The organism is Streptomyces rapamycinicus NRRL 5491 (assembly GCF_024298965.1).
Lineage (GTDB): Bacteria > Actinomycetota > Actinomycetes > Streptomycetales > Streptomycetaceae > Streptomyces > Streptomyces rapamycinicus.
Genome location: NZ_CP085193.1, coordinates 3,498,937 through 3,525,000, shown reverse-complemented (window position 1 = coordinate 3,525,000; position 26,064 = coordinate 3,498,937). Strand labels below are relative to the sequence as shown.

General features: G+C 69.3%; 24 protein-coding genes and 2 pseudogenes. 12 read left to right on the top strand and 14 right to left on the bottom strand.

Annotation, left to right across the window (positions count from 1 at the left end):
• Window positions 1-41: 41 nt before the first annotated feature.
• The 3 genes from LIV37_RS14175 to LIV37_RS14165 all read right to left on the bottom strand — a co-directional run bounded on the left by LIV37_RS14175 (window position 42) and on the right by LIV37_RS14165 (window position 5,364).
• Window positions 42-2,012 carry a site-specific integrase gene (locus tag LIV37_RS14175; RefSeq protein ID WP_148717846.1) on the bottom strand — a complete coding sequence of 657 codons (1,971 nt, stop codon included), beginning with the start codon at window positions 2,010-2,012 and terminating at the stop codon, window positions 42-44.
• Between the two features lie 65 nt (window positions 2,013-2,077).
• Window positions 2,078-3,856, bottom strand: a complete 1,779-nt coding sequence (locus LIV37_RS14170; RefSeq protein WP_148717847.1) for a hypothetical protein — start codon at window positions 3,854-3,856, stop codon at window positions 2,078-2,080.
• Window positions 3,857-3,885: 29 nt separating this feature from the next.
• Window positions 3,886-5,364, bottom strand: a complete 1,479-nt coding sequence (locus tag LIV37_RS14165; RefSeq protein WP_020867808.1) for a tyrosine-type recombinase/integrase — start codon at window positions 5,362-5,364, stop codon at window positions 3,886-3,888.
• A gap of 65 nt (window positions 5,365-5,429) precedes the next feature.
• Between LIV37_RS14165 and LIV37_RS14160 the strand changes: the two are divergent.
• Window positions 5,430-5,852 (top strand): annotated as a pseudogene (locus LIV37_RS14160) (3'-5' exonuclease family protein); the annotation flags it as partial.
• A gap of 119 nt (window positions 5,853-5,971) precedes the next feature.
• Window positions 5,972-6,565 (top strand): TIGR03086 family metal-binding protein, encoded by a 594-nt coding sequence (locus LIV37_RS14155; protein WP_020867806.1) that lies wholly within the window; start codon window positions 5,972-5,974, stop codon window positions 6,563-6,565.
• 102 nt (window positions 6,566-6,667) lie between these two features.
• Here the strand turns inward: LIV37_RS14155 and LIV37_RS14150 are convergent, their stop codons facing one another.
• Window positions 6,668-7,582: a phosphotransferase enzyme family protein gene (locus tag LIV37_RS14150; protein WP_020867805.1), complete on the bottom strand. Its 915-nt coding sequence runs from the start codon at window positions 7,580-7,582 to the stop codon at window positions 6,668-6,670.
• Between the two features lie 362 nt (window positions 7,583-7,944).
• Here LIV37_RS14150 and LIV37_RS14145 point away from each other — a divergent pair, with 362 nt between their 5' ends.
• The 4 genes from LIV37_RS14145 (at window position 7,945) to LIV37_RS14130 (ending at window position 12,274) form a co-directional block, all read left to right on the top strand.
• Window positions 7,945-8,814, top strand: coding sequence for a carbohydrate ABC transporter permease (locus LIV37_RS14145; protein WP_121826051.1), 870 nt, complete (start codon window positions 7,945-7,947; stop codon window positions 8,812-8,814).
• 83 nt (window positions 8,815-8,897) lie between these two features.
• Window positions 8,898-9,749, top strand: coding sequence for a carbohydrate ABC transporter permease (locus LIV37_RS14140; protein ID WP_020867803.1), 852 nt, complete (start codon window positions 8,898-8,900; stop codon window positions 9,747-9,749).
• Window positions 9,749-11,035 (top strand): ABC transporter substrate-binding protein, encoded by a 1,287-nt coding sequence (locus LIV37_RS14135; RefSeq protein WP_020867802.1) that lies wholly within the window; start codon window positions 9,749-9,751, stop codon window positions 11,033-11,035. The genes LIV37_RS14140 and LIV37_RS14135 overlap by 1 nt, the downstream gene beginning before the upstream one ends.
• 159 nt (window positions 11,036-11,194) lie before the next feature.
• Window positions 11,195-12,274 carry a CDP-alcohol phosphatidyltransferase family protein gene (locus LIV37_RS14130; protein ID WP_020867801.1) on the top strand — a complete coding sequence of 360 codons (1,080 nt, stop codon included), beginning with the start codon at window positions 11,195-11,197 and terminating at the stop codon, window positions 12,272-12,274.
• Here LIV37_RS14130 and erm read toward each other — a convergent pair.
• Entirely contained in the window at window positions 12,175-12,987 is an 813-nt protein-coding gene (gene erm / locus LIV37_RS14125; protein ID WP_243146450.1) for an ErmE/ErmH/ErmO/ErmR family 23S rRNA (adenine(2058)-N(6))-methyltransferase, read from the bottom strand. The genes LIV37_RS14130 and erm overlap by 100 nt on opposite strands.
• 724 nt (window positions 12,988-13,711) lie before the next feature.
• Complete coding sequence (locus LIV37_RS14120) at window positions 13,712-15,991, bottom strand: MMPL family transporter (protein WP_121825487.1); 2,280 nt, start codon at window positions 15,989-15,991, stop codon at window positions 13,712-13,714.
• Between the two features lie 383 nt (window positions 15,992-16,374).
• Between LIV37_RS14120 and LIV37_RS14115 the strand changes: the two genes are divergently transcribed.
• Both LIV37_RS14115 and LIV37_RS14110 read left to right on the top strand, forming a co-directional pair.
• Entirely contained in the window at window positions 16,375-17,595 is a 1,221-nt protein-coding gene (locus tag LIV37_RS14115) for a S8 family peptidase (RefSeq protein WP_020867798.1), read from the top strand.
• A 112-nt stretch (window positions 17,596-17,707) separates the two neighbouring features.
• Window positions 17,708-18,031: a cupin domain-containing protein gene (locus LIV37_RS14110; RefSeq protein WP_020867797.1), complete on the top strand. Its 324-nt coding sequence runs from the start codon at window positions 17,708-17,710 to the stop codon at window positions 18,029-18,031.
• Here LIV37_RS14110 and LIV37_RS14105 read toward each other — a convergent pair.
• The 4 genes and pseudogenes from LIV37_RS14105 to LIV37_RS14085 all read right to left on the bottom strand — a co-directional run.
• Window positions 18,028-18,639, bottom strand: coding sequence for a Uma2 family endonuclease (locus LIV37_RS14105; protein ID WP_158634910.1), 612 nt, complete (start codon window positions 18,637-18,639; stop codon window positions 18,028-18,030). The two genes, LIV37_RS14110 and LIV37_RS14105, sit on opposite strands and share 4 nt — an antisense overlap.
• A gap of 151 nt (window positions 18,640-18,790) precedes the next feature.
• Window positions 18,791-19,420: a phosphodiester glycosidase family protein gene (locus LIV37_RS14100; RefSeq protein ID WP_020867795.1), complete on the bottom strand. Its 630-nt coding sequence runs from the start codon at window positions 19,418-19,420 to the stop codon at window positions 18,791-18,793.
• A 340-nt stretch (window positions 19,421-19,760) separates the two neighbouring features.
• Window positions 19,761-20,135, bottom strand: a complete 375-nt coding sequence (locus tag LIV37_RS14090; RefSeq protein WP_020867793.1) for a hypothetical protein — start codon at window positions 20,133-20,135, stop codon at window positions 19,761-19,763.
• Window positions 20,136-20,376: 241 nt separating this feature from the next.
• Window positions 20,377-20,610 (bottom strand): annotated as a pseudogene (locus LIV37_RS14085) (helix-turn-helix transcriptional regulator); the annotation flags it as partial.
• Between the two features lie 64 nt (window positions 20,611-20,674).
• Here LIV37_RS14085 and LIV37_RS14080 point away from each other — a divergent pair.
• On the top strand, window positions 20,675-21,145 hold the full coding sequence (locus tag LIV37_RS14080) for a hypothetical protein (protein ID WP_020867792.1): 471 nt from the start codon (window positions 20,675-20,677) through the stop codon (window positions 21,143-21,145).
• Between the two features lie 22 nt (window positions 21,146-21,167).
• On the opposite strand, the gene LIV37_RS14075 is transcribed toward LIV37_RS14080, so the two are convergent.
• Both LIV37_RS14075 and LIV37_RS14070 read right to left on the bottom strand, forming a co-directional pair.
• Window positions 21,168-21,359 carry a DUF397 domain-containing protein gene (locus tag LIV37_RS14075; RefSeq protein WP_020867791.1) on the bottom strand — a complete coding sequence of 64 codons (192 nt, stop codon included), beginning with the start codon at window positions 21,357-21,359 and terminating at the stop codon, window positions 21,168-21,170.
• A gap of 23 nt (window positions 21,360-21,382) precedes the next feature.
• Window positions 21,383-22,234, bottom strand: coding sequence for a helix-turn-helix domain-containing protein (locus LIV37_RS14070; RefSeq protein ID WP_020867790.1), 852 nt, complete (start codon window positions 22,232-22,234; stop codon window positions 21,383-21,385).
• Between the two features lie 341 nt (window positions 22,235-22,575).
• Here LIV37_RS14070 and LIV37_RS14065 point away from each other — a divergent pair, with 341 nt between their 5' ends.
• Window positions 22,576-22,734 carry a hypothetical protein gene (locus tag LIV37_RS14065; protein ID WP_020867788.1) on the top strand — a complete coding sequence of 53 codons (159 nt, stop codon included), beginning with the start codon at window positions 22,576-22,578 and terminating at the stop codon, window positions 22,732-22,734.
• Window positions 22,735-22,744: 10 nt separating this feature from the next.
• Here the strand turns inward: LIV37_RS14065 and LIV37_RS14060 are convergent, their stop codons facing one another.
• Window positions 22,745-23,320: a TetR/AcrR family transcriptional regulator gene (locus LIV37_RS14060; protein WP_121825489.1), complete on the bottom strand. Its 576-nt coding sequence runs from the start codon at window positions 23,318-23,320 to the stop codon at window positions 22,745-22,747.
• Window positions 23,321-23,379: 59 nt separating this feature from the next.
• On the opposite strand from LIV37_RS14060, the gene LIV37_RS14055 reads away from it, so the two are divergent.
• Both LIV37_RS14055 and LIV37_RS14050 read left to right on the top strand, forming a co-directional pair.
• The gene (locus LIV37_RS14055) at window positions 23,380-24,333 is read left to right on the top strand and encodes a quinone oxidoreductase family protein (RefSeq protein WP_121825490.1); all 954 of its coding nucleotides are present in this window, start codon (window positions 23,380-23,382) and stop codon (window positions 24,331-24,333) included.
• A 65-nt stretch (window positions 24,334-24,398) separates the two neighbouring features.
• On the top strand, window positions 24,399-25,085 hold the full coding sequence (locus LIV37_RS14050; RefSeq protein WP_020867785.1) for an SDR family NAD(P)-dependent oxidoreductase: 687 nt from the start codon (window positions 24,399-24,401) through the stop codon (window positions 25,083-25,085).
• 49 nt (window positions 25,086-25,134) lie between these two features.
• Here LIV37_RS14050 and LIV37_RS14045 read toward each other — a convergent pair whose 3' ends face one another.
• Complete coding sequence (locus LIV37_RS14045; protein ID WP_020867784.1) at window positions 25,135-26,040, bottom strand: LysR family transcriptional regulator; 906 nt, start codon at window positions 26,038-26,040, stop codon at window positions 25,135-25,137.
• Window positions 26,041-26,064 lie beyond the last annotated feature (24 nt).

The window sequence follows — 26,064 nt, the reverse complement described above, 5'->3', positions numbered from 1 at the left end:
GCAGGCGCTCACCGGCTGCACGGAGGGCAGTCTCGATGCGTTCAGTTGTTGGCATGGTCGACGCCTTCGATCACCTTGTTGATGTCGTGCAGGTGCTGCCGCAGAGCCGTGCGCTGGAGGTCGGAGAGCCCGACGAAGGCGAGGGCTCGCTCGGTGTCCCCACGCGCGGCTTCCCACCCTGGGCGGTGGCGGGTCGTGATGGTCGAATTCCCGCAACGATCGGGACGGCAGTTGTTGAGCATGGGCTGGTCCGGGCCGCCGGCAGTTCGGCAGAGGGCGGTCTCGGGCTGGTAGTAGCAGTCGTTCAGCGTCCCGACGTGCAGGGTGCGGGCCGACGTCTTGAGCATGGCGTGAAGGCGACGCTCGTCGACCACTCGGCCCGGGAAGTCCTGGAGTTCTTCCTGCACGCGCCCGAACTCGTTGTCGGTTCGCGCGCCGCCAGGCGAGGAGGAGCGAACACCAGCTTTGAAGTCCTCGTAGCGCTCCACGACGTCGGCCAGCCGTGCCAGAGCCTCCTCGGCGGCGACCTCTGCGCGGAAACCCGAGGCTGAGGTCCCGGCGTATCCCTCGAACATAGCCACGGAGAGATGCTTGTACTGGATCATTCCCGCGACCGTGCCGTAGGGGCGGTGGGCGATGTGCCAAGCCACGGTTCTGCGGAACTGGCGGGTGGTGAGGTTCCACGGCTCCCCGTCCACGTCGGGCACAGGGAAACCGATGTGCGTGCAGTGTGCTCTGAACGCGTTGAGGTTCTCGTTCATTCGGTTGGCCGTGACCGTTGAATACCGGTCACGGCTTACAGGACGGCAGAACAGCGCCTCACGGTGGGGCAGACGTTCAAGGACAGCGATGGCTTCGGCGACAGGCTCGATGACCACCCAGTTCTCCGCCACACCACGCCCGCCCTTGACGAGACGCGAACGGACCTTGTGCCGGACGACGACGCCGTCCGCGCTCCGCTCGGTGTAGTGGCAGCCGTCTCGGAGCTCCTTCACCTCCGAGTCGCGCATGCCGGACAGGTAGGCGACGAGGATGTAACACGCGGTTCTCAGGAGCCGTTCCTCGTAGGGCACCGCGGCGGGGCTGAACCTGGCGCGCCAGGGAAGGCCGGTCTGCGGGTGTGGCGTGATGGGTGTGTCCATGCCGCCGGGCTCGGGTCCCAGCCGCTCCAGTGCTTGATCGATGCGCTTGTCGTAGAGGCCTCCTGCGACTGCCGGCCCGGCTCCGGATTTCCGCATGACGTACGTGTAGGCGGGCGAACCGGCCAGGCGCGCTTGCCGCCCGAACTCGTCCACTGCGGGGACCCCTCGTCCCTCATGGGCGAGGCCGTCGAGATAGCGCTCAAGCCGATGGATGGAAAGGCCGTGGATGTCTTCGACAGCAGTTTCCAGTTCCGCGAGCTCAACACGTGCGTTGATGATGTCCTCTGCCACCGTGCGGACGTAGAACAGCGCTGCCTGCACCAGTGGGCCGATCACCTTCGGTGGGATGCGGGGGGTCGTGTTTTCGCGCTCGCGCCTTGGATCGGTACCGATGACTCGGGTGAGGGGGCGCCCGTTCCACGGGCTGACGATCAACGCATCGGTGGTGAGGGCCGGTGCGGCGAGGTGCAGACGGGGAAGTACCTGGAGTCGCTGGCGCAGACCGCTCGTCAGCAGGCCCTCGCCCCGGCAGTGGGCGAGGTAGGCGTCGAGAACCGGTTGCGTGACCGCGTCCAGGCGTAGGCCTCCGTGTTCGGTGTCGAGGAACCGGAAGAAGCACCGCAGATTCCACCACTCGGAGGCCACGGTCGAGATGGACGGTAGGGGTCCACGGACCGGACGGGTGTTGAGCCTCCAGAAGAGGAACTCGCGTGCGGCTTCGCGTCGCACGGAGAGGCGGAGGGACTTGAAGTCGATCAGGAACTCGCTGGGGTACCTGTTTCCGGCAAAACCGGCTACGCCGAGGTTCCAGACGTCATCCGCGAACCGCGGCATGACGGAAGGGGCGCCGACCAGAGGGCGTCCGGACATTACGGGTGTGGTGTCGGAGGGGCGTGCGGCGGTGCCGGGCCCGAGCGGAAGTGGCTGTGCGGGCATCAATGACCTCCGAACAGGATGGAGGGAAGGAAGAGGAGGGGATCGGCGGACTCGGCTACGGCCTGGGCACTGAGGACGTCGCTTTCGCTGAACTTCGGCAGGACCAGTCGCAGGATCTGCTGGCGGGCCCCGCCGAACCGCTCTGCCCACTCGGCTTCCGGCATCTTGGCTCGCTCGCCCTCGATGTGGTTGAGGAATGCCAGGATGGCGGGCAGCTTCCTCCGGGTGATGACAGCGTTTCCGCAGCCGAGACAGCCGAAGAACGATACGGGGCACGCCTTGCCCTTGACACCGAACGGTGAGTCGAAGAAGTCACGGCAGGACGACAGCCACAGATCGGACTCACCCGACAGCAGTGACCCTGCTTCTGTCGGCGAGACTCCGAGTAACTCCGGTGCTTCTGCGGGGCGTTGCAGGAGACGTTCTTCCGCCTCCGGCGTCAGGACCGAGGGAGAACGCGCCTCGTTCAGCGCGTCGTGCAAGCCGTCTGCCACAGCCTGTTCATGGAGATCGCGCAGCGAGGGGATGTCCGCGTAGTGCGCGGCGGCGATGTCGGGTGAGTGTCCCTGAACGAAGGCCGACATCCTCCCTCCGGTGACCTTGTACACGGCGGCTTTGTAGGTCTTCCGCAGTCGGGACATGCGCAGTTCGACGGGTTGCCCCGCGTCACTGATGCCATGCCTGTAGACAAAGGCTTTTGCCAGGTACGTCACCGCACTTGCACTGAGACCGGTGGTCAGGCTGCCTTCCTTCGTCCGGAACTGCCACAGGGCGGGCGAGCCGGTGATCTCCCTGACTGAGGCCGTGAGCCGAAGAGCCAGTCGCAACAGCCCACCGGGTGAGTGGGACGAACCGTCCCTGACCCGGATCGTGTTCCACTCCTGCCCATGACGACGACGTTTGAGGTACTCAACCTGAACGTAGCCACGGTTCGGGTTCTTGAGGCACCCAGCCGTCAGCTCCCTGGCTGCCTCCACTTCCATGCCGCTTTCCAGGCAGAACAGAAGGAGCAGAGCGAACAGGTCACGAGTGGTCGGGTAGAGCAGAGGCGCGAGGCGACCAGGAGAATGCTCGTCAGCCACGGTCTGACCGACCTGGTCGGCCAGTTCTTGGCGCGTGAACTGCCCCCGCTTCTGATGGATCTCCCACACCACATTGGCATCGGAGGCCCATCCTGCTACCCGAGGGTCTTGTCCCCGTGAAAGGAGCGACGGCCCCTCCACCGTCAATCGCCGGATGGCACGATCGACATCGGAGCGCGCGGCAGCCTTCAACTGCTCCACTACATGGGGCGAATAGGCATCGCGAGGCGTGTAGGAGCCGACCGGGCCTGCGGAGATGTAGGCGAGCCGCCGGACCAGGGCGGGCGAGAAGCCGCCGTGGGTGTCGCTGAGACGCCGCAAGATCCAGACGATGTCGGCGATACGCGCGTACGGAGTTCTCGACGACTCCGGATGCCTTTCGCGCAGATGGTCCTCAAACCTGTCGAGATGGCTGGGAAGGAGGTCACTCACGCGTAGGTCCACGTCCTCCGTCGAAGCGATCCAGCGTGCCCATTCCCGGCACGAGCGAGCGCGATTCCGCAGGGTGTACGGCGATCCTGTGCCCTGGCCCACGGCACACGACGCCGCCAGTTCCGCGGCCAGTGCCCGCAACAGCCGCTGCTGAGGCTCCCGGGTCCAGTCCACGACGGCCGCTCGGTTGTCCGGGAAGGTGACCTCGATCTTCAGCGGCCCCAGCGTTGTGGCGGCCGGATCAGCAATCTCCAGTACAGGCACGTGCACCCGGGCCCGACGCCGCCTTCGCCCTACCACGAGTTCACCTCCCGTACCTGGGCCAGGGGACGTTGCACCTCTTCAGAGACCTGAGCCGCTGTTGCCGCGACCTCGGAGGTCCACGCATGCACCGCACTGTCGATCAAGGACTGCGCCTGGTCCGTGCAGTCGAGATAGATGTACGTCGTCGTGATCGAGGAGTGCCCCAGTAGCCGGCGCAGGTGGTCGAGTGGATCCCCGACGATCCGGCGGTACACGCCGTCGGCCATTTCACGCCTGTCCACCGAGCCGATCTGCTCATGGATCAGAGCCGAGAGCAGATGAACGGCGAAGGTGTGCCTCAGCACATGAGGCGTGGCAGCGACATCGATCCCGTTGGTTCGGCACCTCTCCGAGGCGCGTACGAAGACGGACTCCCAGGCGGACAGAGATACCGGACGTGCTTCTTGGCCGAGCCACACACAAGCGGGCCCAAGAGGACGGTCCTGCTCGTCCACGAGGAATAGCCGTGACCGGATCGATGGGGGAACGCGTGACCAGGGTACCCTGCGCAGTCGGCCGTCCTTCGTGGGCATTCGTACGCCCCGGTGGTCGGCGTGGCTTCCCAGCACCGCACCGGCAGGCAGAGGGCAGCCTCGGGCGCGCCAACGGTCCAGCACCAAGGAGCGCTCGATCTCCATGTAGTCGGCCACGGCTGAGACGATCCGATTCGGCAGCAGGATCCTCCGACCCTTGTCCCGCTTGGCGGTCGGCGGCGCCAGGTCGAACGGCACGCTCTTCCTTCCGCCCTGGGGATCCGGGGCGGGAAGCTCCGGCCAGCACAGCGAGGCGGCCTCCTCAATGCGTAGGCCGGTGGTGACCAGTAGCTCCGCCAGGACGACGTTGCGTTCCGCGTTCCGGCCCCGAAAGGAAGGATCGGATACCCCCGACGGCCGTAGACCACGCAGCCCGACATCGCGGAAGGCCGTATATCGGGGCACAGAGAGGAACTTGACGTTGCCGCGTCTGGCAGCCTTCTCCACCGCGCGGTTGTTGCGGACGAGTACTTGTCCGCCGAAGTCTGCGCGCCGTGAACTCTCGTAGTACCTGAACGGCGTCCGCGTGACCAAGCCTTCGTCCGCAGCCCAGCTGTAGAACTTGTCCAAGGCCGCGATGCCCCGGTTCCAGGTGGCTGCCGAGACGACTTGTGTGGGGTCGGGCGCCACACGCCGTGCCCGGTGGAAAGCCGTGATGTCGTCACGGTCGGCTTGCCAGACGGTCTTGTCGCGATGTTCGTGGAGGAACCGTCCCCAGGTCAGTAGATCGAGCGCGTACGCCCGCCAGGAGTTCGCCGACCTCACCCCGAGGGTCGGCAAGGACCACAGGAAGCGGTTCAGATGCACGTCGTAGCTGCCGTCATCACTGAGGATGAACGGCGCACTGGCATGCAAGCCGTACCTTTCCAGTGCCCTCTGCGCGTCGGTGACCCCGGCCGCTTCCAGCGCTCCCGGGTCGGTGAAGAAGATCTCCATCTGATCGCACCCCCTGGCTGATCAACGACGAGGGAGACCGTGAGACACGGTCGTGCGTGGATAAGGCGTTCGATCTCAGCCTGCTCGCCGCCGAGTTGGGGCGGCACGGGCTGCGCCCGCTGAGCGAGCGGCTGGAGGGCGCGGAGACCGGCCCCGTCGTGGATCCGTACACGATAGATCGCGCCGTCGACCGCTATCGCAAGGGCAAGCGCACGCTGGAGGCGGTCTGCGGGGAGTACGGGGTGGTGCACGACCGCGCCCATGACGCCGGTGCGGACGCGCTGGCGGCGGTGCGGGTCGCCTGCGCCCTCGCCGAGCGGTACGGCGAGGTCGCCGGGCTCGAGCTGTGGGACCTCCACCGCAAGCAGGTGGGGTGGTACGCGCACTGGGCGGCCGACTTCCAGTCCTGGCTGCGCCGCAAGGGCACCCCGGACGCGGTCGTGGACGGCGGCTGGCCGCTGCGGGAGGCGGGGGCCGTGGTGGGGTAGCGGCCCGCCGGGCCGCCGGGCGGATATCGGGGCGTGCCGCACCGATGAGTTTCCGGCGGCCGGCCGGTCCGTACGGGTAAGGGGGACGGACCACGGACTCGAGCGAGGAGAAGACGACCGTGACCGACGAACAGACCACCATGATCGATTTCGGACCCACAGCGCGGCGGGTGACGGCGCTGCTCGGCGGCGTCACGGACGAGCAGCTCAGCGCGCCCACACCGTGTGGCGCCTACTCCGTCGCGGATCTGCTCGACCACTTCATGGGGCTCGCCCTCGCCATGCGCCAGGCCGCCGAGAAGACCACGGCCGAGGCGGGCCCCGCCCCCGGTCAGGGGTCGGCCGACCGGCTGGACCCCGACTGGCGGCAGGAGCTGCCGCGCCGCCTGGACGCGCTGGCCGTGGCCTGGCGCGAGCCGTCCGCCTGGCTGGGCACCACGGAGGCCGGTGGCGTCACCATGCCGGCCCAGATGATGGGCATCGTGGCGCTGGACGAGCTGGTGATCCACGGCTGGGATCTCGCCCGCGCCACCGGCCAGCCCTACGACTGCGATCCCCGCAGCGTCGAGACCATCATCGAATGGCTGGCGGCGGTCCCGGACGAGGAGCGCCCGAAGGAGCTGTTCGGCCCCATGATCCCCGTCCCGGCCGACGCGCCGCCGCTGGACCGCGCGATCGCCTTGAGCGGCCGCGACCCGGGATGGCGCGCCTGAGCGAATACCGCACGGCGCGCCGGTCGGCCCGCCCGTCCGCGCGCGGTGCCCGTCCTCCGCGCGGACGGTCTCCCGCCCATGCGCGTTGGCGCCGCGTTTCGTTCAGAACGTGTGCCAGCGCACCGCCGTGTCGCCCTCCCGCAGGGAGGCGATGCGGCGGGCGAACTCGGCGCGGGCCGCCGGGTTGCCCGGGGCGTGCTGGGAGACCCAGGCGCAGCTGGCGGTCTCGCGTGCGCCCCGCAGCACCGCGCAGCCGGGCCACTCGCGTACGTCCCAGCCGTACTCCGCCACGAACGCGTCGTACTCCGCCGCGCCGAGCCCATAGCGGTCCCGGGACAGGGCCATCACCACCAGATCGTGCTCGCGCAGATCGTGCGAGAAGGTCTCCAGGTCCACCAGCACCGGGCCGTCCGGGCCGATGTGCACATTGCGCGGCAGCGCGTCGCCGTGGATCGGGCCGGGGGCGAGGCGCGGGGTCAGCTCCTCGACGGCGGCCGCGAAGTCGTCCCGGCGGGCGCGCAGATACGCCGCGTCCGCCGGGTCGATCGCGTCCCCGGCCAGCCGCAGCCAGCGCTCGACCCCGCCCAGCAGATCGCGGCGCGGCAGCGGAAGCGGCGCCGGGTCGCCGGGCGGGTCGGGCAGGGCGTGCACCATCCGCAGCAGCTCCGCGAGATCGCGCGCCCCGGCGGGGCGTACCGGGTCGGGAAGCCGCTGCCAGTACGTGACGAGATGGTCGGCGAACGGAAGCGGCTGCTCGGGGCCGAAGCGCCGGTCGGGGCGGACCGCGGGCAGCCCCTCCCGGGCCAGCCAGTCGGCGATCCTCAGCTCCCGGGCGGCCCGGTCCCACACTTCCAGGTCGCGGCTGATCCGGACCACCAGCGAGAGGCTGTCGACGGCGAAGACGGCGTTCTCACCGAGGGCCAGCAGCCGGGCCTCCGCCGTACCGGCCCGGTAGGGCGGCAGCGCGGCCGAGAGCACCGCCCGCGCCCGCTCCTCCGTGAACGCGACCTCCGCCACCGGGTGCCCCTCCTCCTCGCCGAGTCCTCGTCGCCGACTTCTCCCTGCCGACGGCCAAGTCTCTCGCATCGAGCCGCGCGCCCCCGTCGTACAGACGGCCGCATCGACAGCCCCATCGCCGTCCGCATCGACGTCCGTGCGCCGTACCGACCGCCGTACCGGCTGCCGCATCGACTGTCGCAGGTAGAACCGCTTGACTGCACCGTCCGCCCTCCGCACGATGACGTGGGCTCTCCCTCCCGGACCGCCCTCCCACCGCGTCTGAAGGGGGCCCTGCCGTGATACCCGTGACCGCCGACCCGGCGCGCTCGGACCCGGGCTCCGCCAAGGGCCGGGGTTCGGCCAAGGGCCCGGGTGGTCGCATGACGCGCCGTCAGGGCACTGCCCAGGGGGCGTGGTTCCTGGTCCTGCCCGCGCTGATCCCGATCCTCCTCCTCAGCGTCGGCCCGCTCCTCTACGGGATCGCGCTGGCCTTCACCGACTCACAGGCGGGCCGTACCGACCCCACCCAGTGGATCGGGCTGCTCAACTTCCAGGACCTGCTGCGCGACACCCTCTTCTGGGAGTCGTTCCGGATCGGCCTGGTGTGGGCGGTGGCCGTCTCCGTACCGCAGTTCCTGCTCGCGCTCGGCCTCGCGCTGCTGCTCCACCAGGACCTGCGGTTCCGCTGGCTGTCACGGGCGCTCGCGATCGTCCCCTGGGCGATGCCGGAGGTCGTGGTCGGCATCATGTGGCGGCTGGTCTACCACCCCGACGCGGGGGTGCTCAACGAGACGCTGGGCACCCACCGCGACTGGCTCGGCAGCTTGTCCACCGCCCTGCCCGCCGTCGTCGTGGTCGGCATCTGGGCACGGCTTCCGCAGGTCACGGTCACCCTGCTGGCCGGGCTCTCGAATGTGCCGCGCGAACTGCACGAGGCCGCGGCCATGGACGGCGCCGGTGCCTGGCGCCGCTTCCGCACCGTCACCTGGCCCGCCATCAGGCCCATCGCCCTCGCCATCAGCGCGCTCAGCTTCATCTGGAACGTCAACTCGTTCGCGCTGGTCTACGTCCTGACGGGCGGCGGGCCGGGTGGCCGCACCCGGCTGCCGATGCTCTTCGCCTATGAAGAGGCCTTCCGCTACGGCCAGTTCGGCTATGCGGCGGCGATGGGCTGTGTGCTGGTGGCGGTGGTCTCCATCCTGCTGGCCGTCCATCTCGTGGCCCGGCTGAAGGGAGACGACGAGGCATGAGCCCCCGCCCCAGCACCATGCGCAGCTCCAACCCCCGCCCCCACCCCAGCCCCGGCCCGAGTCCCAGTCCCAGCCCCAGGCCCGTGCGTCGAGGCCCCACCGCCAGGCGCCGCGCCGCCCGCACCGGCCAGTACCTCGCCCTGCTCGGCTATCTGGTCTTCCTCGCCTTTCCCCTGCTGTGGCTGGTCTCCACCGCGTTCAAACCGCCGCGCGAGCTGGCGAGCCTCCACCCCGGCTGGATCCCCGACCACCCCACCCTCGACAACTTCCGTCAGGCGTTCGAGGAGCAGCCGCTGCTGCGGTCCGCGGGCAACAGCCTGATCGCCTCCCTCGCCGCCGCGGTCATCACCGTCGTCATCGCCACCCCGATGGCCTATGTGATGGCCCGCCACCACCGCTCCGCGCTGTCCCGGGCGGCCACCGGCTGGATCGTGGTCAGCCAGGCGTTCCCCTTCGTCCTGGTGATCATTCCGCTGTTCCTGGTGCTCAAGGAGGTCCGCCTGATCGACTCCCGCTCCGGGTTGATCATGGTGTACGTAGTGTGGTCCCTGCCGTTCGCCCTGTGGATGCTGGCCGGGTACGCACGGGCCGTACCGCGCGAGCTGGAGGAGGCCGCGGCCGTGGACGGCGCGGGCAGACTGCGGGTGCTGATCTCCGTCACCATGCCGCTGCTGACCCCCGGCATCGTGGCCACCGCCCTCTTCGCGTTCATCACCGCCTGGAACGAGTTCTTCTTCGCGCTCGTCCTGCTCAAATCCCCGCGGAAACAGACGATGCCGATCATCCTCACCCACTTCATCGGAACCGAGGGCGTCGCCGACCTCGGTCCGCTCGCCGCCGCCTCACTGCTGGCGACGCTGCCCTCGCTCGTGCTGTTCGCGCTCATCCAGCGCCGGATCACCAGCGGCACCCTGGCCGGGGCGGTGAAGCACTGATGCGCCGCCGAACGCTGCTGGCCGCGTCCGCCACCGGGGCGCTGCTGTCCGGCTGCGCGCCCGAGCGGCGGCGGGCGACCGGCGGCCGGATCACCCTGCGCTTCCAGTCCCTGGCCTGGCAGCGGGAATCGGTGGCGGCCAACAAGCAGCTGGTGGGGGAGTGGAACGCGGCCCATCCCGACATCCGGGTCGAATATGTCCAGGGCAGCTGGGACGGCGTCCACGACCAGCTGCTCACCTCCTTCGAGGGCGGCGAGGCGCCAGACATCATCCATGACGCCACCGACGACCTCGCCGACTTCGCCTACGGAGGCTATCTCGCCGATCTCACCGATCTGCTGCCCCGGCGGCTCAAGGACGATATCCCGCCCCGGACTTGGCAGACCGCCACCTTCGGCGGCGGCGTCCACGGTGTGCCGTTCCTCCAGGAGCCGCGCGTGCTGATCGCCAACCGCGCGCTGCTGGAGCGGGCCCGGGTGCGGATCCCCACCGCCGAACGGCCCTGGAGCTGGGCCGAGTTCGAGGACGCGGCCGAAGACCTGACCCGGGACGGGGCGTACGGCGTGGCCTGGCCGCTCAAGGAGCCGGTCTCCGCGACCCTCAACCTCTCGCTCTCCACCGGCGGCAAGGTCTTCCACCGGGGCACGGACGGCAAGGTCACGGTCCGGTTCGGCGCCGCCGACCAGCGGGTGCCCCGCGTCATCCACGACCAGTTGGGCGGCGACCGCACCGCCGCGCGGACCACCCTCGGCATGGGCGGCTCCGACACGCTCCCCGGCTTCTTCGGCGGGAAGTACGCGATGGTCCCGCTCGGCTTCTCCTACCGCCAGCAGATCGTGCAGCAGGCGCCCAAGGGGTTCGCCTGGACCGTACTGCCGTCCCCGGCCGGGCCCGGCGTCGACCAGCGGCAGGGGGTCAGCCCGCAGACGCTGTCCATCGCCGCCGACAGCCCGTACCAGCGGGAGGCCGCCCGCTTCATCGACTTCTTCCTGCGCCCGCCGCATATGGTGCGGCTCGCCCGGGGCGACTGGATGCTCCCCACGGGCCGGACCGCGCTCCGGGACCCCGCCCTGCGCACCCGCCGCCACGGCTGGGCCACCGGCACCGCCCTGGCCGGACAGCTGCGCCCGGCGCCCGCGCAGACGGTGCGCGGCTACCCGGAGTGGAAGGACAAAGTGGCCACTCCGGCGCTGCAGGAGTACTACAGCGGGGCAATCGGAATGGGGGAGCTGCGCGAGCGGCTCGTCGACGACGGGAACCTGGTGCTCGCCCGCTACCAGCGGTAGGACCCGCTGCGCCGCCGACGCACCTGGTCCTGCCATGGACCCGGTCCTCCAAGCAGACCATTACCCCCTGGCAAAGGTTGCCCTTGCTCGACCTTGTCCTTTCCCTTAACGGCTTCTTACCTTCAGGTGAACTCATGTCTAACGCCAGAAAGATTGACCATGCCCCGAGACATACCGCCGCTCGCCGAGGTCCGCCGGATCACCGAGAAGAAGCGAGACGCGTGGTGGACCGTCATGCTCGTGGACCCGGTGGCCACACCGCTGGTCCGCTGGATCGCCAAGTACACCCGGGCCACCCCCAACCAGCTCACCTGGGGTGCGTTCCTGGTGGGCCTCGGCTCCGCCGCGTGCTTCGCTCAGGGCGACTGGAGATGGCTGCTGCTCGGGGCCGTGCTCTACCACGTGAGCTTCATCTTCGACTGCATGGACGGCAAGCTGGCCCGGCTGACCGGCACCGGCTCGGTCTTCGGGGCCTGGCTGGACTTCGTCTTCGACCGGATCCGGGTGCTGGTGTGCTCGGTCGCCCTGATGGCAGGTCAGTACACGCGCACGGATGACGTCCTGTATCTGTGGCTGGCGCTGGCCGTCACCTTCCTGGACGCGCTGCGCTACATCGACTCGCTGGAGATCTTCAAGATCCGGCATGGGATGCGCAAGCAGATCAAGGCCCGGATGCGGGCGGCCCGCAAGGCCGAGAACCAGGCCGAACTGGCCTTCATGGAGGACCTGCTGCGGGAGAACCCCAAGGCCGATCTGGAGACGGACCACGACACGGTGGCTCCCTTGGAGCCCGTTGCTCCTCTGGAGCCGGTGGCGGCCCTGGAGGCCACGGCGGCCCTGGAGGCCACGGCGACCCTGGAGGCCACGGCGACCCTGGAATCCACGGCCACCCCGGTTTCGGCCCCGGTACCGGCCCCGCGCCGCCCCGCCGTCGTCGATCTGCACCAGGAGTTCCGGCGCCGCTTCCCGTGGTGGGTCCGGTGCCGGAACTTCCTGCAGCGCCACCGCATCCGCGCTCATCTCATCAGCGGTATCGAGTTCCAGATGGGCGTGTTCATCATCGGCCCGGCCATCGACGCGGTGGTGGCGACGACCGTCGTATCGGGTGTGCTGCTGCTCGTCTTCGAGCTGGCCATCATCTACAAGTTCCTGCTGTCCACCCGGGACTTCACCCGCACCATCAACTCCTTCGAAGCAGCCGAAGAGCGCATTCCGGCCGCCACCTCGGTCAGCTCCTGAGCGAGGACCAGCCACTGCTCCGGCGTCACATACGCCACCACGACGTCCCGCCCCAGCCCGGCCGCCCGGAACGCCCGGTCGAGCGCGCGGGCGGGGCAGACCCGGCGCAGTGACGCGTGGAGCGAGCCGCCGACCCCGGTGAAGCCCAGCTCGACCAGGTCCGCGTAGACGGACCGGGCCACCGGGTCGGTGAGCAGCGGCCGCGGCCGCCGGGTCAGCCGCAGGATCCCGCCGTCCACCGCGGGCACCGGCCGGAAGGCGGCCCGCGCCACCCGCCCGCACAGCCGCCACTCGACCTCCGGCCACGACCGTACGGTCAGCAGGGACCAGCGCCCGTAGTCCCCGGTGCGCTTACGGGCGTACTCCGCCTGGGTGAGCAGCGTCGCCGAGGTCAGTCTGGGCACCGCCCGCAGCGCCCAGGCGACGATCTCGGCGGTACGGGCGTAGGGCACGTTGCCGACGAGGGCGAACGGCTCGGGTGGCGGCGCCGCCTCGAGGAAGTCCTGGTGCACGATGCGGACCCGCGGACAGCGGGCGAGCCGCTCCCGCAGCCCCGGGATCAGATGCCGGTCGATCTCATAGCTGATCAGCTCACGGCAGCACGGGGCCAGCGCCTCGGTGAGCGCCCCCTTGCCCGCGCCGACCTCCACCAGGAGATCGCCGGGCCCGGGGCGGGCGGCGCGTACGACGCGGGCGACGGCGCCCGGGTCGATGAGGAAGTTCTGCCCGTACGCACGCCTCGCGCGGTCGCGTTCGGAACGGCGCGGGTCCGCGCGGGGCGCTTCGGTGCGGGGCGCTTCGGTGTTGCGGCGCGGTTCGCCACCGCGTGGGGCATGGGGATGGCGTCGATTGCGGGCCACGGCCACGGTCCTTTCGGAGCCGGGCGGGCGGCAGCAGCGCGGAACGGGCCCTGCCGCCCGTCCCGGAACGAGTGATTCCTGGACTGGCGGGGGCCCTGGCCGAGGGCGCGTGGATGGGTGAGATCAGCTCACGGTGAGAGACCGATGGGAGGTCTGGCGGGTCAGCCGCTCAGGTGGAGAGGAACCACCTCGAGCGCGAACCGTTCACAGACTCGAAGAGACACCGGGCGCGTCCGGGCCGGCCAGGGCACCGGGGCCGCGCCGCGGGCGGCGGGCAGGCATAGGAAAGGCGCACGCACACGCCACCCCGGCACAGCCGCGGGTGATGCGGGTGAACACGCCGATGCCGGGACTTCCGCCCATCGGTGTACTCCTCCCGTGCGCGCGTACGCGAAAGGACGCGTATGCGGATCTCCGCCGTATCCCCGCACCGTAGGGAACTGCGGGGACACCCCGCAACGCCTTTTCCGCCCCCTCCACCGCACCCGACGCCCCCACCCCGGAACACCGAACCGGTCACACGGCCCGAGGGCCGTGTGACCGGTTGAGGGGTGTCAGGGTGTGCCGGACGTGGCCGTCAGACCTTCGCGTGCCGGGGCCGTCCGTCCGTTTCCGGCACCGGGGAAGCGCCCACCAGGGTGCCGGGCCGCTGGACCGGGACGGGCTCGTCGTGGGCGAGGTCCGGGAGCCAGCCCAGCCACTTCGGCAGGTACCAGTTGCGCTCGCCCAGCAGCGACATCGCGGCCGGGAGGAGCACCCCGCGGATGACGGTGGCGTCGATGAGGACCGCGGCCGCGAGGCCCACGCCCATCTGCTTCATGGACTGCATCGACAGCGTGCCGAAGATGGAGAAGACCGCGACCATGATGACGGCGGCGCTGGTGACCACGCCCGCCGTCGTCACCACGCCGTGCACCACCGCGTCCTTGGTGGTGCGGCCCGCCAGGCGCGCCTCGCGGATCCGGGAGACCACGAAGACGTGGTAGTCCATGCTCAGCCCGAACAGGATTACGAAGAGGAACAGCGGCAGCCAGGACACGATCGCGCCCACGCCCTCCGCACCGACCAGCCCCGCGCCCCAGCCGTGCTGGAAGACCGCGGTGAGGATGCCGTACGCGGCGCCCACCGACAGCAGGTTGAGCACGATGGAGGTCACGGCGATGGTGAGCGACCGGAAGGACATCAGCATCAGCAGGAAGGCGAAGACCACCACGAAGGCGAAGACCGGGGCGACGGCCGAGCCGAGCTTGTCGTTGAAGTCCTTGGAGGAGGCGGTCGAACCGCCGATGGGGGCGTCCACCCCGGCCACCGCGCCGAGGGTTGCCGGGCGCACCTCGTTCCGCAGCACGTCCAGGCTCTTCTCGGCCTTGCCCTCGTCCGAGCCACCGATCAGCGGGACCTCCATCACGGCCAGGTTCTGCTCGTGGTGGACCGTCACCTCGACCGGGCCCTTGGATGCGCCCTTCGCCACGGCCTCGGTACGGAAGCGGGCGAGGGCGTCGCGCACCGGCGCCGCGTCGATGTCGTCCGCCTTCACCACGACCCTGGCCGGGTCGGAGCCGCCCGGGAACGCCTCGTCGATGTGGTTGTACGCGTTCACGACCGGCAGCCGGTCACCGAACTCCTGGTCCATGGTGAGGTTCGCGGTGTTCATCCCCACGGCGGGGACGGCCAGCGCGATCAGCGCGCCACCGGCGAGGGCCAGCGACAGCTTGGGGCGGCGCAGCACCGGGCGGAGGACGGCGCGCCAGATGCGGCTCTCGGTGCCGCCGCGCCGCTTGGCGCGGCCCAGGAACGGCAACCGGCCCTTCTCCACCCGCTCACCGAGCAGCGAGAGCAGCGCGGGCAGCACCGTCACCGAGCCGACCATCGCCACCGCCACCACCATCAGCGTGGCGAGCCCCATCGCCTTGAACTCCGCGATACCGGTGAAGAGCATGCCCGCCATCGCCACGATCACCGTGACGCCGGAGACCAGGATGGCGCGGCCGGAGGTGGCCGCCGCCACCCGCAGCGCGGTCTGCGCGTCCCGTCCCGCGGCGCGCTCCTCGCGCTCCCGGCGCAGGTAGAACAGGCAGTAGTCGACGCCGACGGCCAGGCCCACCAGCAGCATCACGGAGTTGGCGGTGTCGCTCATGTGCACCCAGTGGCTGACCACCGCCACCAGACCGGTGGTGGCCAGGAACGCGGTCATCGCGAGCAGCACCGGCAGCAGCGCGGCCACCAGCGCACCGAAGACGATCAGCAGGATCCCGAGCGCCACCGGCAGCGCGGAGTACTCGGCCTGGGTGAAGTCGTCGCCGAACGCTTCGTCGAACGCCTTCTGGCCGCTGGCGTCGCCGAACTCCTCGATCCGCAGGTCCTGGTGGCTGTTCTGCGCCTTGTCCACCGCGTCCAGCACCGGCTGGATGTGGTCGGCAGCCTTCTCCGCGTCGCCGCGCATCTCGAACTGCACCAGGGCGGAGCGCCGGTCGGCGGAGATGGTCTTCGTCTCGTACGGGGAGCGCGGGGCGGTCACCTGGCCGGTGTCGCGTACGCCGGCCATCACCGCGTCGACCGCCTTGCGGAAGGCCGGGTCGTCCGCGGTGAGCCCGCCGCCCTTCGCCTGGATCAGTACGGTTTCCCCGGCCGCATCGTCAATGCCCGCCTCGTCGAGAATCTTCGAGACGCGCCCGGACTCGCCGGGAACCTGCTCGCTGTCCGTCACATCGACCCGGCCCGTCATCGAGCCGACGGCCAGGGCGAGGATGACCAGCAGCACCCAGCTCCCGACCGCCGCCCACCGGTGACGGGCGCTCCAACTGCCCGCGCGTGCCGCTATCCCGCGCGGCCTCTCCAAGCGGCCTGTGTCCGCCACGACATCCCCTTTTGCCCTGGTGGCGGACTGTCCCCGCCACTCGTTGACGACGCTAGGCCGTGGCGCCGGGGCGACCCATCCTGCTGACCGGTGAACCGTCCGGTGGTTCCCTCCAACCGAAGAAGGGGGGACAGCCCTACCCTCCCTGATGCGGGCCCCTTACACACAAAGGGCGTTGACGCCAAGGTCGGCGCGGGGTCGATGCGTAGAACGTTGCCTATGTCACACATCGGTGGGGATCTTGAATTGACCCGTACTCATCAGTCAGGGTTTTGTCAGAACCGGAGTGGCCCCAACCCACTCCGGATCTGCCGCACTTGAGGGATCGGACGCGATCCGGGGTGCGGATTCCCCCCACAACCGCACGAGGAGGAACCCTCGTCATGGCAGTTCACAAGCAGCGCAACGCGCGTCGACTCGGTCTGGCCATAGCCGCCGCGACCGCCGTCACCGCCGGTGTCTTCGTGGCCGTTCCGGCCGGCGCCACCACCGCCCAGCCCGCCGAGGGCACCGTCTACGGCACCCAGGCGAAGAACGCCGTCGACGGCAGCTACATCGTCATGCTCAAGGGCGGCAAGAGCATCAAGGCCGCCTCGGAGGGCAAGGACCTCGCCGAGCAGTACGGTGGCAAGCTGCGCCGCAGCTACGACTCCGCCATCAACGGCTTCTCGGCCAACGGGCTGTCCGACACCGAGGCCAAGCGGCTGGCCGCCGACCCGTCGGTCGCCAAGGTGGTCCAGAACCACCGCTACACCATCAAGGGCACCCAGGAGAACCCGCCGTCGTGGGGCCTGGACCGGATCGACCAGGAAGACACCCAGGGCGACAAGAAGTACACCTACCCCGACAGCGCGGGTGAGGGTGTCACCGCGTACGTCATCGACACCGGTGTCCGCACCAGCCACAAGGACTTCGAGGACCGCGCCACGTCCGGCTTCGACGCGGTCGACAACGACGACAGCGCCGACGACGGCAACGGCCACGGCACCCACGTGGCCGGCACCATCGCCGGTGCCGAGCACGGCGTCGCCAAGAAGGCCAAGATCGTCGCGGTGCGCGTGCTGGACGACCAGGGCTCCGGCACCACCGAGCAGGTCGTCGCGGGCATCGACTGGGTCACCGAGAACCACGAGGGCCCGTCCGTCGCCAACATGAGCCTGGGCGGCACCCCCGACGAGGCCCTCGACGCGGCCGTGCAGAAGGCCATCGACTCCGGTGTCACCTTCGGCGTGGCGGCGGGCAACGAGTCCGCCGACGCCAGCCAGAGCTCTCCCGCCCGGGTGAAGGACGCGATCACGGTCGCCTCCAGCACCGACCAGGACGAGCAGTCCGACTTCTCCAACTACGGTGACGTGGTGGACATCTACGCCCCCGGCTCGGACATCACCTCCGACTGGAACACCGGCGACGACGCCACCAACACCATCTCCGGCACGTCGATGGCCACCCCGCACGTCGTGGGCGCCGCCGCCGTCTACCTCAGCGGCCACCAGGACGCCAAGCCGGCCGACGTGGCGAAGGGGCTGACGGACGGCGCCACCGCCGACAAGATCTCCAACCCGGGCGAGGGCACGCCGAACAAGCTGCTGAAGGTCGTCGAGTAAGTCCCAACGGCTGAAGCGATATCGACATATCGACCCAAGGGGCGCAGCCGGGTGGCGAGACCAACCGGCTGCGCCCTTGGGCGCTCACACCCCCCGTGCCACGCTGAACGACATGAACCTCACGGACGGATATGTGGCCGCGGCGGTCGAGAACGCCCCGGTGAAGGAGCTCTTCCCGGGCATCCGCCTGCGCCCCCTGTGGACCGGTGACAACGGCGCGAAGGCGCACGTCTTGGAGATGGACCCCGGCACCTCGTGGGAGGGCGTGGACGTCCATGAACCGGGCCCCGAGGAGGTCTTCGTGGTCTCCGGCACCTTCAACGACGGCGCCCACGACTACCCCGCCGGCACCTTCATCCACGCCCCCGCGGGCTCCTCCCACATCCCCCAGACCACCACGGGCTGCACACTCTTCGTCTTCTACCCGGAGGGCTAGGGCCGACCCCCGCGGGCCAACCTGCCGCGCAGCGCGGGAACATCGAGGTCGACGGTGAACTCTCCAGCGACCTCCACGGCCTGCTTGCCCGTGATGGTGGCGACCTCGCGGTAGGTGTCCGTCGCCAGCTCATGCGCCACTACATGCAGGTCGGGTTGGAGCTCGACCCGCCAGTAGGCGGGCACCTTCGCCTGAGCGTAGAGTGCGGGCTTAAGGATGCGGTCCATCGACTGATTGCGCGGGGACACGATCTCCACCAGCAGGACCATCGCCTCCAGTGGCACGATCAGCGTGTCCCATTCGACGGCGGAGTGGTCCATGACCGCGATATCCGGGATGAACAACCTGGATTCGGTCCTCACATTCACCGTCTCGGCTGCCACGAACGGCGCGCCAGACCTCTCCAAGGAGTCCTCGAGCTGTTTGTGCAGCTCGTAGGCCACGGTTTGATGGGCCAGGCTGGGGGCGGGAGACATCATGAGGACACCGTCCACGACTTCGAAGCGGGCGCGTGCCGGATGCTCCGGGAGTGCAAGGACGTCCTCGACCGTCCAGGGGCCTTCGTGATCATCGATTCGCGTCTCAGCGACGCTCATGATCGTCACCACCGCCTCCTCGTGTGTTCCTTGGCTCCAGCATGGCACGCAGCTCTGACACCCGCCGACACTTCCAGCCCGAGTCGTGAGGCGGCGGCCATAAGATGCGAATATCACGCACAGGAGTGAGGCGAACACTGAGCGATGACGGGGGCGCGTCCCGCTACGGCACCACCTGGACCGTGTCGCCCACCGCGCGTTCGCCCGTCGCGTCGGAGGTGACGTTGGCGAGACGGCCATTCACGGCCATGGCGGTGGAGCCGCCGCCGTCCAGGTTGAGGGCCTGGACGGCGCCCAGGGGGCGCATGGAGCGGGCGGCCTCCTCCAGGGTGAAGCCCTCGCTCACGCCGGGCTGCCGGCCGTCCACCGTGGCCAGGATGAGCCGGCCCCGCTTGTCGAGCCCGGCCATCGTGCGGGGCTGCCGGACGTTCGACCAGGCGTAGCCGAAGGAGAGGTGCTCCGGGTCGAGGGTGCCCTCGGCGGCGGCGTCGATGGCGATGCGGCCGTCCTTCACCAGGGTGGGGGCGGCGCTGACGATGCTGTCGTCGGCGTCGAGCCGGACCCGGCGGCCGGCGGTGTCCCGGACGGCCTCCTCCACCGCGATCCGCTCGCCCCGCCGGGCGTGGGCCGTCAGCCAGACGGACGCGGCGCCGATGCCCTGGAGCACGGCGCCCCCGGCCGGGACCGTGCCGCCGCGCGGGCCGGTGGAGACCACGCGGCCGTCGGCGTCGAGCACCACCTGGGTCCCGGGCCCGGTGGGCAGCGCGGCGCGGAACCTCGGTGTGAACTTCACGAGGGCCTCATCACTTGGGACCTCAACATCGACTCCACCATCTGCCGGGCCCACCAGCACGCCGCCGGAGCGAGGGAAAGGGGGAACTGCAGAAGGAGCCACCCGGCGGTGTCGCCACCGAACCCGACGACCACAGCCTTGGGCGCTCGCGCGGCGGCCGTCCCCCGAAATTCGACCCAGAGGACTACAAGGCTCGGCACGCGGTCGAGTGCGGCATCAATCGCCTCAATAGGCACCGGGCCGTGGCCACGAGATACGACAGGCTCTCGGTCCGCTACGAGGCTACCGCCCTCGTAGCAGCCATCAACGAGTGGCTGTGACCAGCACATTCGAAAACGCTTCAGTCCGTCTGGAGCCTTCCCACGGCGAACTCCACCTCAAAGATTGGGGCTGTCCCTGCCACGTCGAGTTCTCCATCGTCCTCCCCATCGTCAGCGGAGTAGTAATGGATGTCGGCGTCCGGGAACGCTTCGGCGAGCCGATCGCACACCTGTTGCCGCCCCTCGTCACTGACGAACACGGAGCCATCGCTCTCCACCAGGACGTCGACGTGGTCTTCAGTGAACGAACATCGCGCGTCACCCCGAGTGAGCCATGCGCCAGAGGCGGTACGCCCCCACACTGCAAGGGTGCGTCCGAACTCTGTGTACTCACCGCGATCCACACCCCACAGCTCGTCGTAGACCTCTACCCGAGCTTTCTCAAATATCGCCATGACGCCACTATGGCAACGTCCGCAGTGGACGCCTGACCCCCCTAGGAACGAGACCAAGCCCGTCGAGATGTCACGCAGAGACGGAGGGCGGGCGGGCGGGCGGAAAGCGGGAGCAGAGGCCCACCAGCCAGAGTCGGGGGATCGTCAAGTAGCCATGACCACTTTCGATACACGCCCTACTGAGGTTTTCATTAGTTCTGTGGGTGTAGGGCGCTTTGCGGTGTGAGTATCTTGGCGTGCCTTCCGAGTCGTCCGCGGTCAGCCCGGTCAACCGCGTGCGGTAGCCGTCCAACAGGGCATAGCCGCCCGCGTGGCCCGCCTCGCCATAGAGCGGCACGCCCGCCGCGATCAGAGCCTGCACATCCCGGTACACCGTGCGCACGGACACCTCAAGCTCCGCCGCCAGCTCGACAGCGGTCATCCGGCCACGGTTTTTCAGCAGGAGCAGAAGCGAGGGGAGTCGGCTGGCACGCACGGCCGCAAACCTACGTCGGTCCCCTGACAAAGGATGTCAGGGAAGCGGTCTTAGCGTCTGCGGCATGACGAACAACGACTTCGCGTTCTTCACCGGCACCTACGACGTCGCCAACCGCTGGCGCAAGGACTTCCTGGACCCCATCGAGGGCGACGACCGCTGGGAGGAGTTCCCCGGTATCACCCGCGCCTCCGCTCATTTCGACGGCGCCGCCAGCTTCGACGAGATCGAGTTCCCGACGAAGGGTTTTTCCGGGCTGACGCTGCGGCTGTTCAACCCGGCGACCGCGCAGTGGTCGCTGTACTGGGCCAGCAAGCGCACCGGCACCCTCTTCCCACCCGTCACCGGCAGTTTCGGTGCGGACGGCACCGGCGTCTTCCACGGCGACGACGAGCACGACGGCCGCAAGGTCCGGGCGCGTTTCATCTGGTCCGGCGTCACCGCCGACCGCGCCCACTGGGAGCAGGCGTTTTCCGTCGACGACGGGCGGACCTGGATCACCAACTGGCATATGGACTTCACCCGACGCATGTGACGATGCCGCGCCGGTCTCGTGGCTACCGCCCGAGGTGGTCCAGCGCCCCCGCCTTGACGGCGCGTATGAAGGTTCTGAGCCGGCCCGGTGTGGTGGTGAGGATGTCGGCGGGGATGTCGCTTTCCCGAATCCGTATCTCACCGCCCGCGGCCGCGAGTTCAACGCAGTCGTTGGTCTCGCCGGGCCCTGAGAACGACGACTTCCGCCAGGTCATCGGCTTTTCCATGATCCTGCCCTTCACAATTGCCGCATGATGGTGTGGATGAAGTCCTGAGATTTGTCCGGCGACAAGGAGAACGCCAGGGCCTTGTCGAGAAATACGCGATACCGCGCGAGCTGCGACTCCGCGTCCAGCAGGATAGGGCCGTGCGGCACATCGATGTGTACGGTGTCCAGCCTCGGTACAGAGCCGTATGCGTAGAGCACGGGCGTCCCGGCGCCGCCGAATCCTTCCGCGTCGAACGGGACAACCCGTACGGCGACCCCGGGGCGCTCGCCTTGTTCAAGCATGAAGGCAAGTTGTTGTCGTGCGACGTCCCGGTCGGCGACGAGTGTCCGCAGCGCGGCTTCATGAACGACTGCCTCATACGCGGGAGACGCTCCGCTGTCGAGGACTTCCCGCCGTCGCATACGGAACGCGACCAGCGCGTCCAATTGGCGTGGCGACGGCTGGGGAACCCCGTAGGCCATGAGAGCACGCGTGTAGTTCTCCACCTGGAGAAGCCCGGGGATGTAGACACCCTGGAACGTGCGCAAACGACGAGATCGATGCTCTAGTTCGGCGAGATCCAGGGCCGCGTGCGCGAGGGTTCCCCGGTACTCCTCCCACCACCCCTTGTCGCGCTCCGCGGCCATGGTGACCAACTCGTCGATCAGTGCGTCGTCGAGGCATGCGTAATGCGTTGCCATTCCGCGCAGCCGTTCCTCGCTGACGCCCGTCCGTCCCGCTTCCACATGGCTCATCTGGGCCGAGGTTGTTCCGACCCGCTCGGCTGCCTCTCGGCCGGTCAAGCCCGCCGCTTCACGCATCTTGCGCAGTTCGATCCCCAAACGCACCTGGCGTGCCGTGGGTTGACTTCTCACCGCCATGCCCGTCGCCTCCGGCTTCTCGATAATCCGACAGGCGTTCGTTCTGTAGCTCTGTCGGCCCCCAATGCGCGCCACAAAGTTGTGGCGACCACAACTTTGTGGCGTACTTTACGTGATGCGCTCATCACGCAGCGGTGAGCGGCAGCCGAAGCCTACTGCGCCCGTGGAGGCCCAGATGGAGACACCGCACTCCCCAGAACTCTTCGACAAGGAACTCTGCGAACTCGTCCTCGCCCTCGCGCCCAGAATCTTCGCCGTCGTGCAGGAATGCGAGGTGCGGCCCGGGCTGAAAGACGGGTGCGTCGCGGCGTGGGGGGGCCTTCCACGAGGGGCCCGTCCACGTGACCACGGCCGACGGCACCGGACAGATGGTCCTCAACTCGCCGGAGCGGGCGCTTCGATGGTTCACGCGAGGCGGCGGTGAGGACGGCGTGACGGCGAGGCTGGTGTGGCTCAGCCGGTCGGGAGGCGCCACTTTCGACCACGCCGAGGCTGCTTGAGCGCAATGGTCTACGACAGCAGGTGGTCCAGGCAGAGGTTCAGCCCGGCCTCCAGATGATCCGCGGAGCCGGTGGAGAGCAGGACCGTGACACCGCCTTGGACGGTGGCGATCACAGCCGCGGCCGTGCGGTCGGCGTCGAGTGACGGGTTGGCCTCGCCGGCCGCTTGCGTGGCCTCGATACCGGCTCGGACGCACTCCTGCCACCGCCGCACCAGTTGCGCCGACACGGCCTGCGCGGCCGGGCTGTACCGGCCCACGTCGGCGATCAGCACCCCGAGCGGGCAGTACAGCCCCTGGTCGCGGTAGCGCTCGACGATCAGGTCGCGCCACGCCTCCCAAGCCGCGCGCGAGGTGAGTTCGTTCAGGTACGGCTGCTGGTCCTCGAAGACTCGCTCGGCTTCGAGTTCGGCGACCGCGAGAAGAAGCTGTTCCCGGCCTCCCGGGAAGTAGTAGAACATCTGCCCCTTGCCGGTGCCGCTGCGCCGGCACACGTCATCGAGCGTGGTGGCGTTCGTGCCGCGTTCCCGGATCTCGTCCGCGGCGGCTTCGACAATGCGCAGGCGGGTCGCGGCGCCTTTCCTCATGGTCGTCACCGGCCAAAGTGTACTTGTGGGTACATTTTTTGGAGCCTACCTTCGGCCGCATGAAAGCGATAGTCATCAACGAAGCAGGGGGACCGGAGGTGCTGCGGCTGCGGGAGCGGCCGGCACCTCGTCCGGGCCCGGGAGAAGTTCTGGTGGACATCCGCGTGGCGGGTGTGAACTTCATCGACACCGCCATCCGCGGACAGGCCATGGCCGAGGTGCCGGGATTGGAAGGCGCGGGTGAGGTGGCGGAGACGGGCGAAGGCGTGCACGGGTTCACCGCAGGTGATCGTGTCGCGTGGCTGACCAATAGCCACGGCAGCTACGCCGAGCAGATCGTGCTCCCGGCGAGCGGTGTCGTCCCGGTGCCCGATGCCATCGACGACGAGACGGCCGCGGGGCTGATCGTGCACGGTCTGTCCGCGCACCACTTCGCCACCGTGTCCCACCCGGTGCGGCCGGGTGACGTCGCGCTCGTGCACGCGGCCGCCGGCGGGGTCGGGATGATGCTCACCCAGATCATCAAGGCCCGCGGCGGCACCGTGATCGGTCTGGTGTCGCGGCCGGAGAAGGCCGGGACCGCCACCGACGCGGGCGCCGACCACGTCCTGGTCTCCACCGGTGACGCGTTCGTCGAGCCGGTGCGCGAGCTGACCGGCGGCGAGGGTGTGCATGTGGTGTTCGACGGTGCGGGCGCGACCACGTTCGCCGCATCGCTGCGGGTACTGCGCACGCACGGCACGCTGGTGTTCTACGGGCCGCTGATCGGGGACGTGCCGACCATCGCGATGAACGACATCCCCCGCAGTACCCGCCTCACCTACCCCGTGACCGAGGACCACATCCGCACACCCGAGGAGCTCAAGGCGCACACGGCGGAGCTGTTCGGGCTCGTCGAGCGAGGCGAACTGGTCGTCCGGATCGGCGGTCGGTACCCGCTGGCGGAGGCGGCAAGGGCCCACGCGGACATCGAGTCGCGCAGGAGCACCGGGAAACTGCTGCTCCTCCCGTGAGCGGTGGCCGCACGGTGCCCGAACACCACCAACGGCCCACTCGGGCCACATTCGATTGGACGCGCATGACCATCACACTGATCACCGGGGCCAACAAGGGAATCGGCTTCGAGACGGCCAAACAGCTTCTGGCGCTGGGCCACGTCGTCTACCTCGGCGCACGCGATGCCGAGCGGGGCGAGAAGGCGGCGGCAGCGCTCGGCGCGCGATTCGTGCAGCTCGACGTGGTCGACGACGCGTCGGTGAACAACGCGCTGGCGACGATCGACTCGGCCGAGGGCCGGCTCGACGTCCTGGTGAACAACGCGGGCATCCTGGGGGACGGAGCCACCGACGGCCCCACGGCTCTCCGGGCCTTCGACACCAACGCGGTGGGAATCGTGCGCGTCACGGAGGCGGCACTTCCGCTGCTGCGCAAGTCCTCGAACCCGACCGTGGTCACCGTTTCGAGCAGCGCCGGGTCGTTCTGGGCGGTGACCAATCCGGACCGGCCGGAGTTCGGCTTGCCGTTGGCGCTCTACTCCGCCTCCAAGTCCGCGGCCACGATGCTCACGGTCCAGTACGCCAAGTCCCAGCCGGGCATCAAGTTCAACGCGGTCGAGCCCGGCACCACCGCGACCGACCTGACCGCGGCATTCGGAATCGGAAGGGCGCCTGAGGTGAGTGCCGGGGTCGTCGTGCGGTTGGCGACTCTCGACGCGGACGGCCCGACGGGAACCTTCCAGGACGAAAACGGGGAAGTGCCCTGGTAGGCGCGGCTTTGAGCGAGACCGGCCGGGCACCGTGCCCTCGACGCCCCGCTCAACGGCCCCGAGGCGCGGGTGTGCCGGATGACCAGGCGTTCAGGAAATCGTCGATCAGGGGGTTGGCCTCGGCCGAGCGGGTCGCCAGGACGACACGGACCGGGTCGATGCCCTCGATGGGCACGGTGGTCAGGCCGGGGCGTAGTTGGGGCCGCCGGTCGCCGGCGGCCAGAATCAATACCGTCCGCTCCTCGGCCACAAGGTCGAGCTTGTCCTCGAACGATTCGTAGTCGATCGGCGCGCTGCGGGCCGGAACGCCGTCCGGGCGCGGCTCCAGGCGGGCGAAATCGCTCCATTGCGGGACCGCGCTCGGGCATTGCGGCAGAACTTCCTCGCTGAGGTCGCCGACGGTCACCGATTCCTTTCCGGCCAGCCGGTGGTCCGTGGAGACGACCAGAACCCGTGGCTCGGTCCACAGATCGGTGAGGCGCAAGCGGTCGGTGGCGAAGGGCAGCGGGGCGCGGGCGACAAGGGCGTCCACGCGGCGGTCGGTGAGGGCGTGGGCGTCGTTCCACTCCAGGTGGCGGGTGCGGATGCGGGCCGTGGGGTGCCGATGCCGCAGCCGGCGTACGGCGTGAGTGATGACCAGGTCCTCGACGTACCCGATGGTGAACTCGCGCGGGGTGACGCCTTCGCGGGCGGTGAGCTCGGCTTGGTGGGCCGCTTGGAGCAGCGCCTGGGCCTGCGGCAGAAAGGCGCGACCGGCTTCCGTGAGCCGGCTGCCCTGTGGGGTGCGGTCGAAGAGGCGCACGCCCAGATGTTCCTCGAGGCGCTGGATCTGGCGGCTCAGGGACGGCTGCGCGACGTGCAGCACCGCGGCGGCGCGGCTGAAGTTGGCGTGCTCCGCGACGACCGTGAAGTAGCCGACAAGCCGCAGGTCGAGGTCCGATCCGGGAACGCGCACGCTCCGAGCGTACCAATATGCAAT

Coding starts and splice junctions, on each gene's coding strand:
- LIV37_RS14175 (WP_148717846.1), bottom strand. CDS start 2,012: ATGTCCGGACGCCCTCTGGTCGGCGCCCCTTCCGTCATGCCGCGGTTC.
- LIV37_RS14165 (WP_020867808.1), bottom strand. CDS start 5,364: ATGGAGATCTTCTTCACCGACCCGGGAGCGCTGGAAGCGGCCGGGGTC.
- LIV37_RS14145 (WP_121826051.1), top strand. CDS start 7,945: ATGACGCGCCGTCAGGGCACTGCCCAGGGGGCGTGGTTCCTGGTCCTG.
- LIV37_RS14135 (WP_020867802.1), top strand. CDS start 9,749: ATGCGCCGCCGAACGCTGCTGGCCGCGTCCGCCACCGGGGCGCTGCTG.
- LIV37_RS14130 (WP_020867801.1), top strand. CDS start 11,195: ATGCCCCGAGACATACCGCCGCTCGCCGAGGTCCGCCGGATCACCGAG.
- LIV37_RS14115 (WP_020867798.1), top strand. CDS start 16,375: ATGGCAGTTCACAAGCAGCGCAACGCGCGTCGACTCGGTCTGGCCATA.
- LIV37_RS14110 (WP_020867797.1), top strand. CDS start 17,708: ATGAACCTCACGGACGGATATGTGGCCGCGGCGGTCGAGAACGCCCCG.
- LIV37_RS14090 (WP_020867793.1), bottom strand. CDS start 20,135: ATGGCGATATTTGAGAAAGCTCGGGTAGAGGTCTACGACGAGCTGTGG.
- LIV37_RS14080 (WP_020867792.1), top strand. CDS start 20,675: ATGACGAACAACGACTTCGCGTTCTTCACCGGCACCTACGACGTCGCC.
- LIV37_RS14075 (WP_020867791.1), bottom strand. CDS start 21,359: ATGACCTGGCGGAAGTCGTCGTTCTCAGGGCCCGGCGAGACCAACGAC.
- LIV37_RS14070 (WP_020867790.1), bottom strand. CDS start 22,234: ATGGCGGTGAGAAGTCAACCCACGGCACGCCAGGTGCGTTTGGGGATC.
- LIV37_RS14060 (WP_121825489.1), bottom strand. CDS start 23,320: ATGAGGAAAGGCGCCGCGACCCGCCTGCGCATTGTCGAAGCCGCCGCG.
- LIV37_RS14055 (WP_121825490.1), top strand. CDS start 23,380: ATGAAAGCGATAGTCATCAACGAAGCAGGGGGACCGGAGGTGCTGCGG.
- LIV37_RS14050 (WP_020867785.1), top strand. CDS start 24,399: ATGACCATCACACTGATCACCGGGGCCAACAAGGGAATCGGCTTCGAG.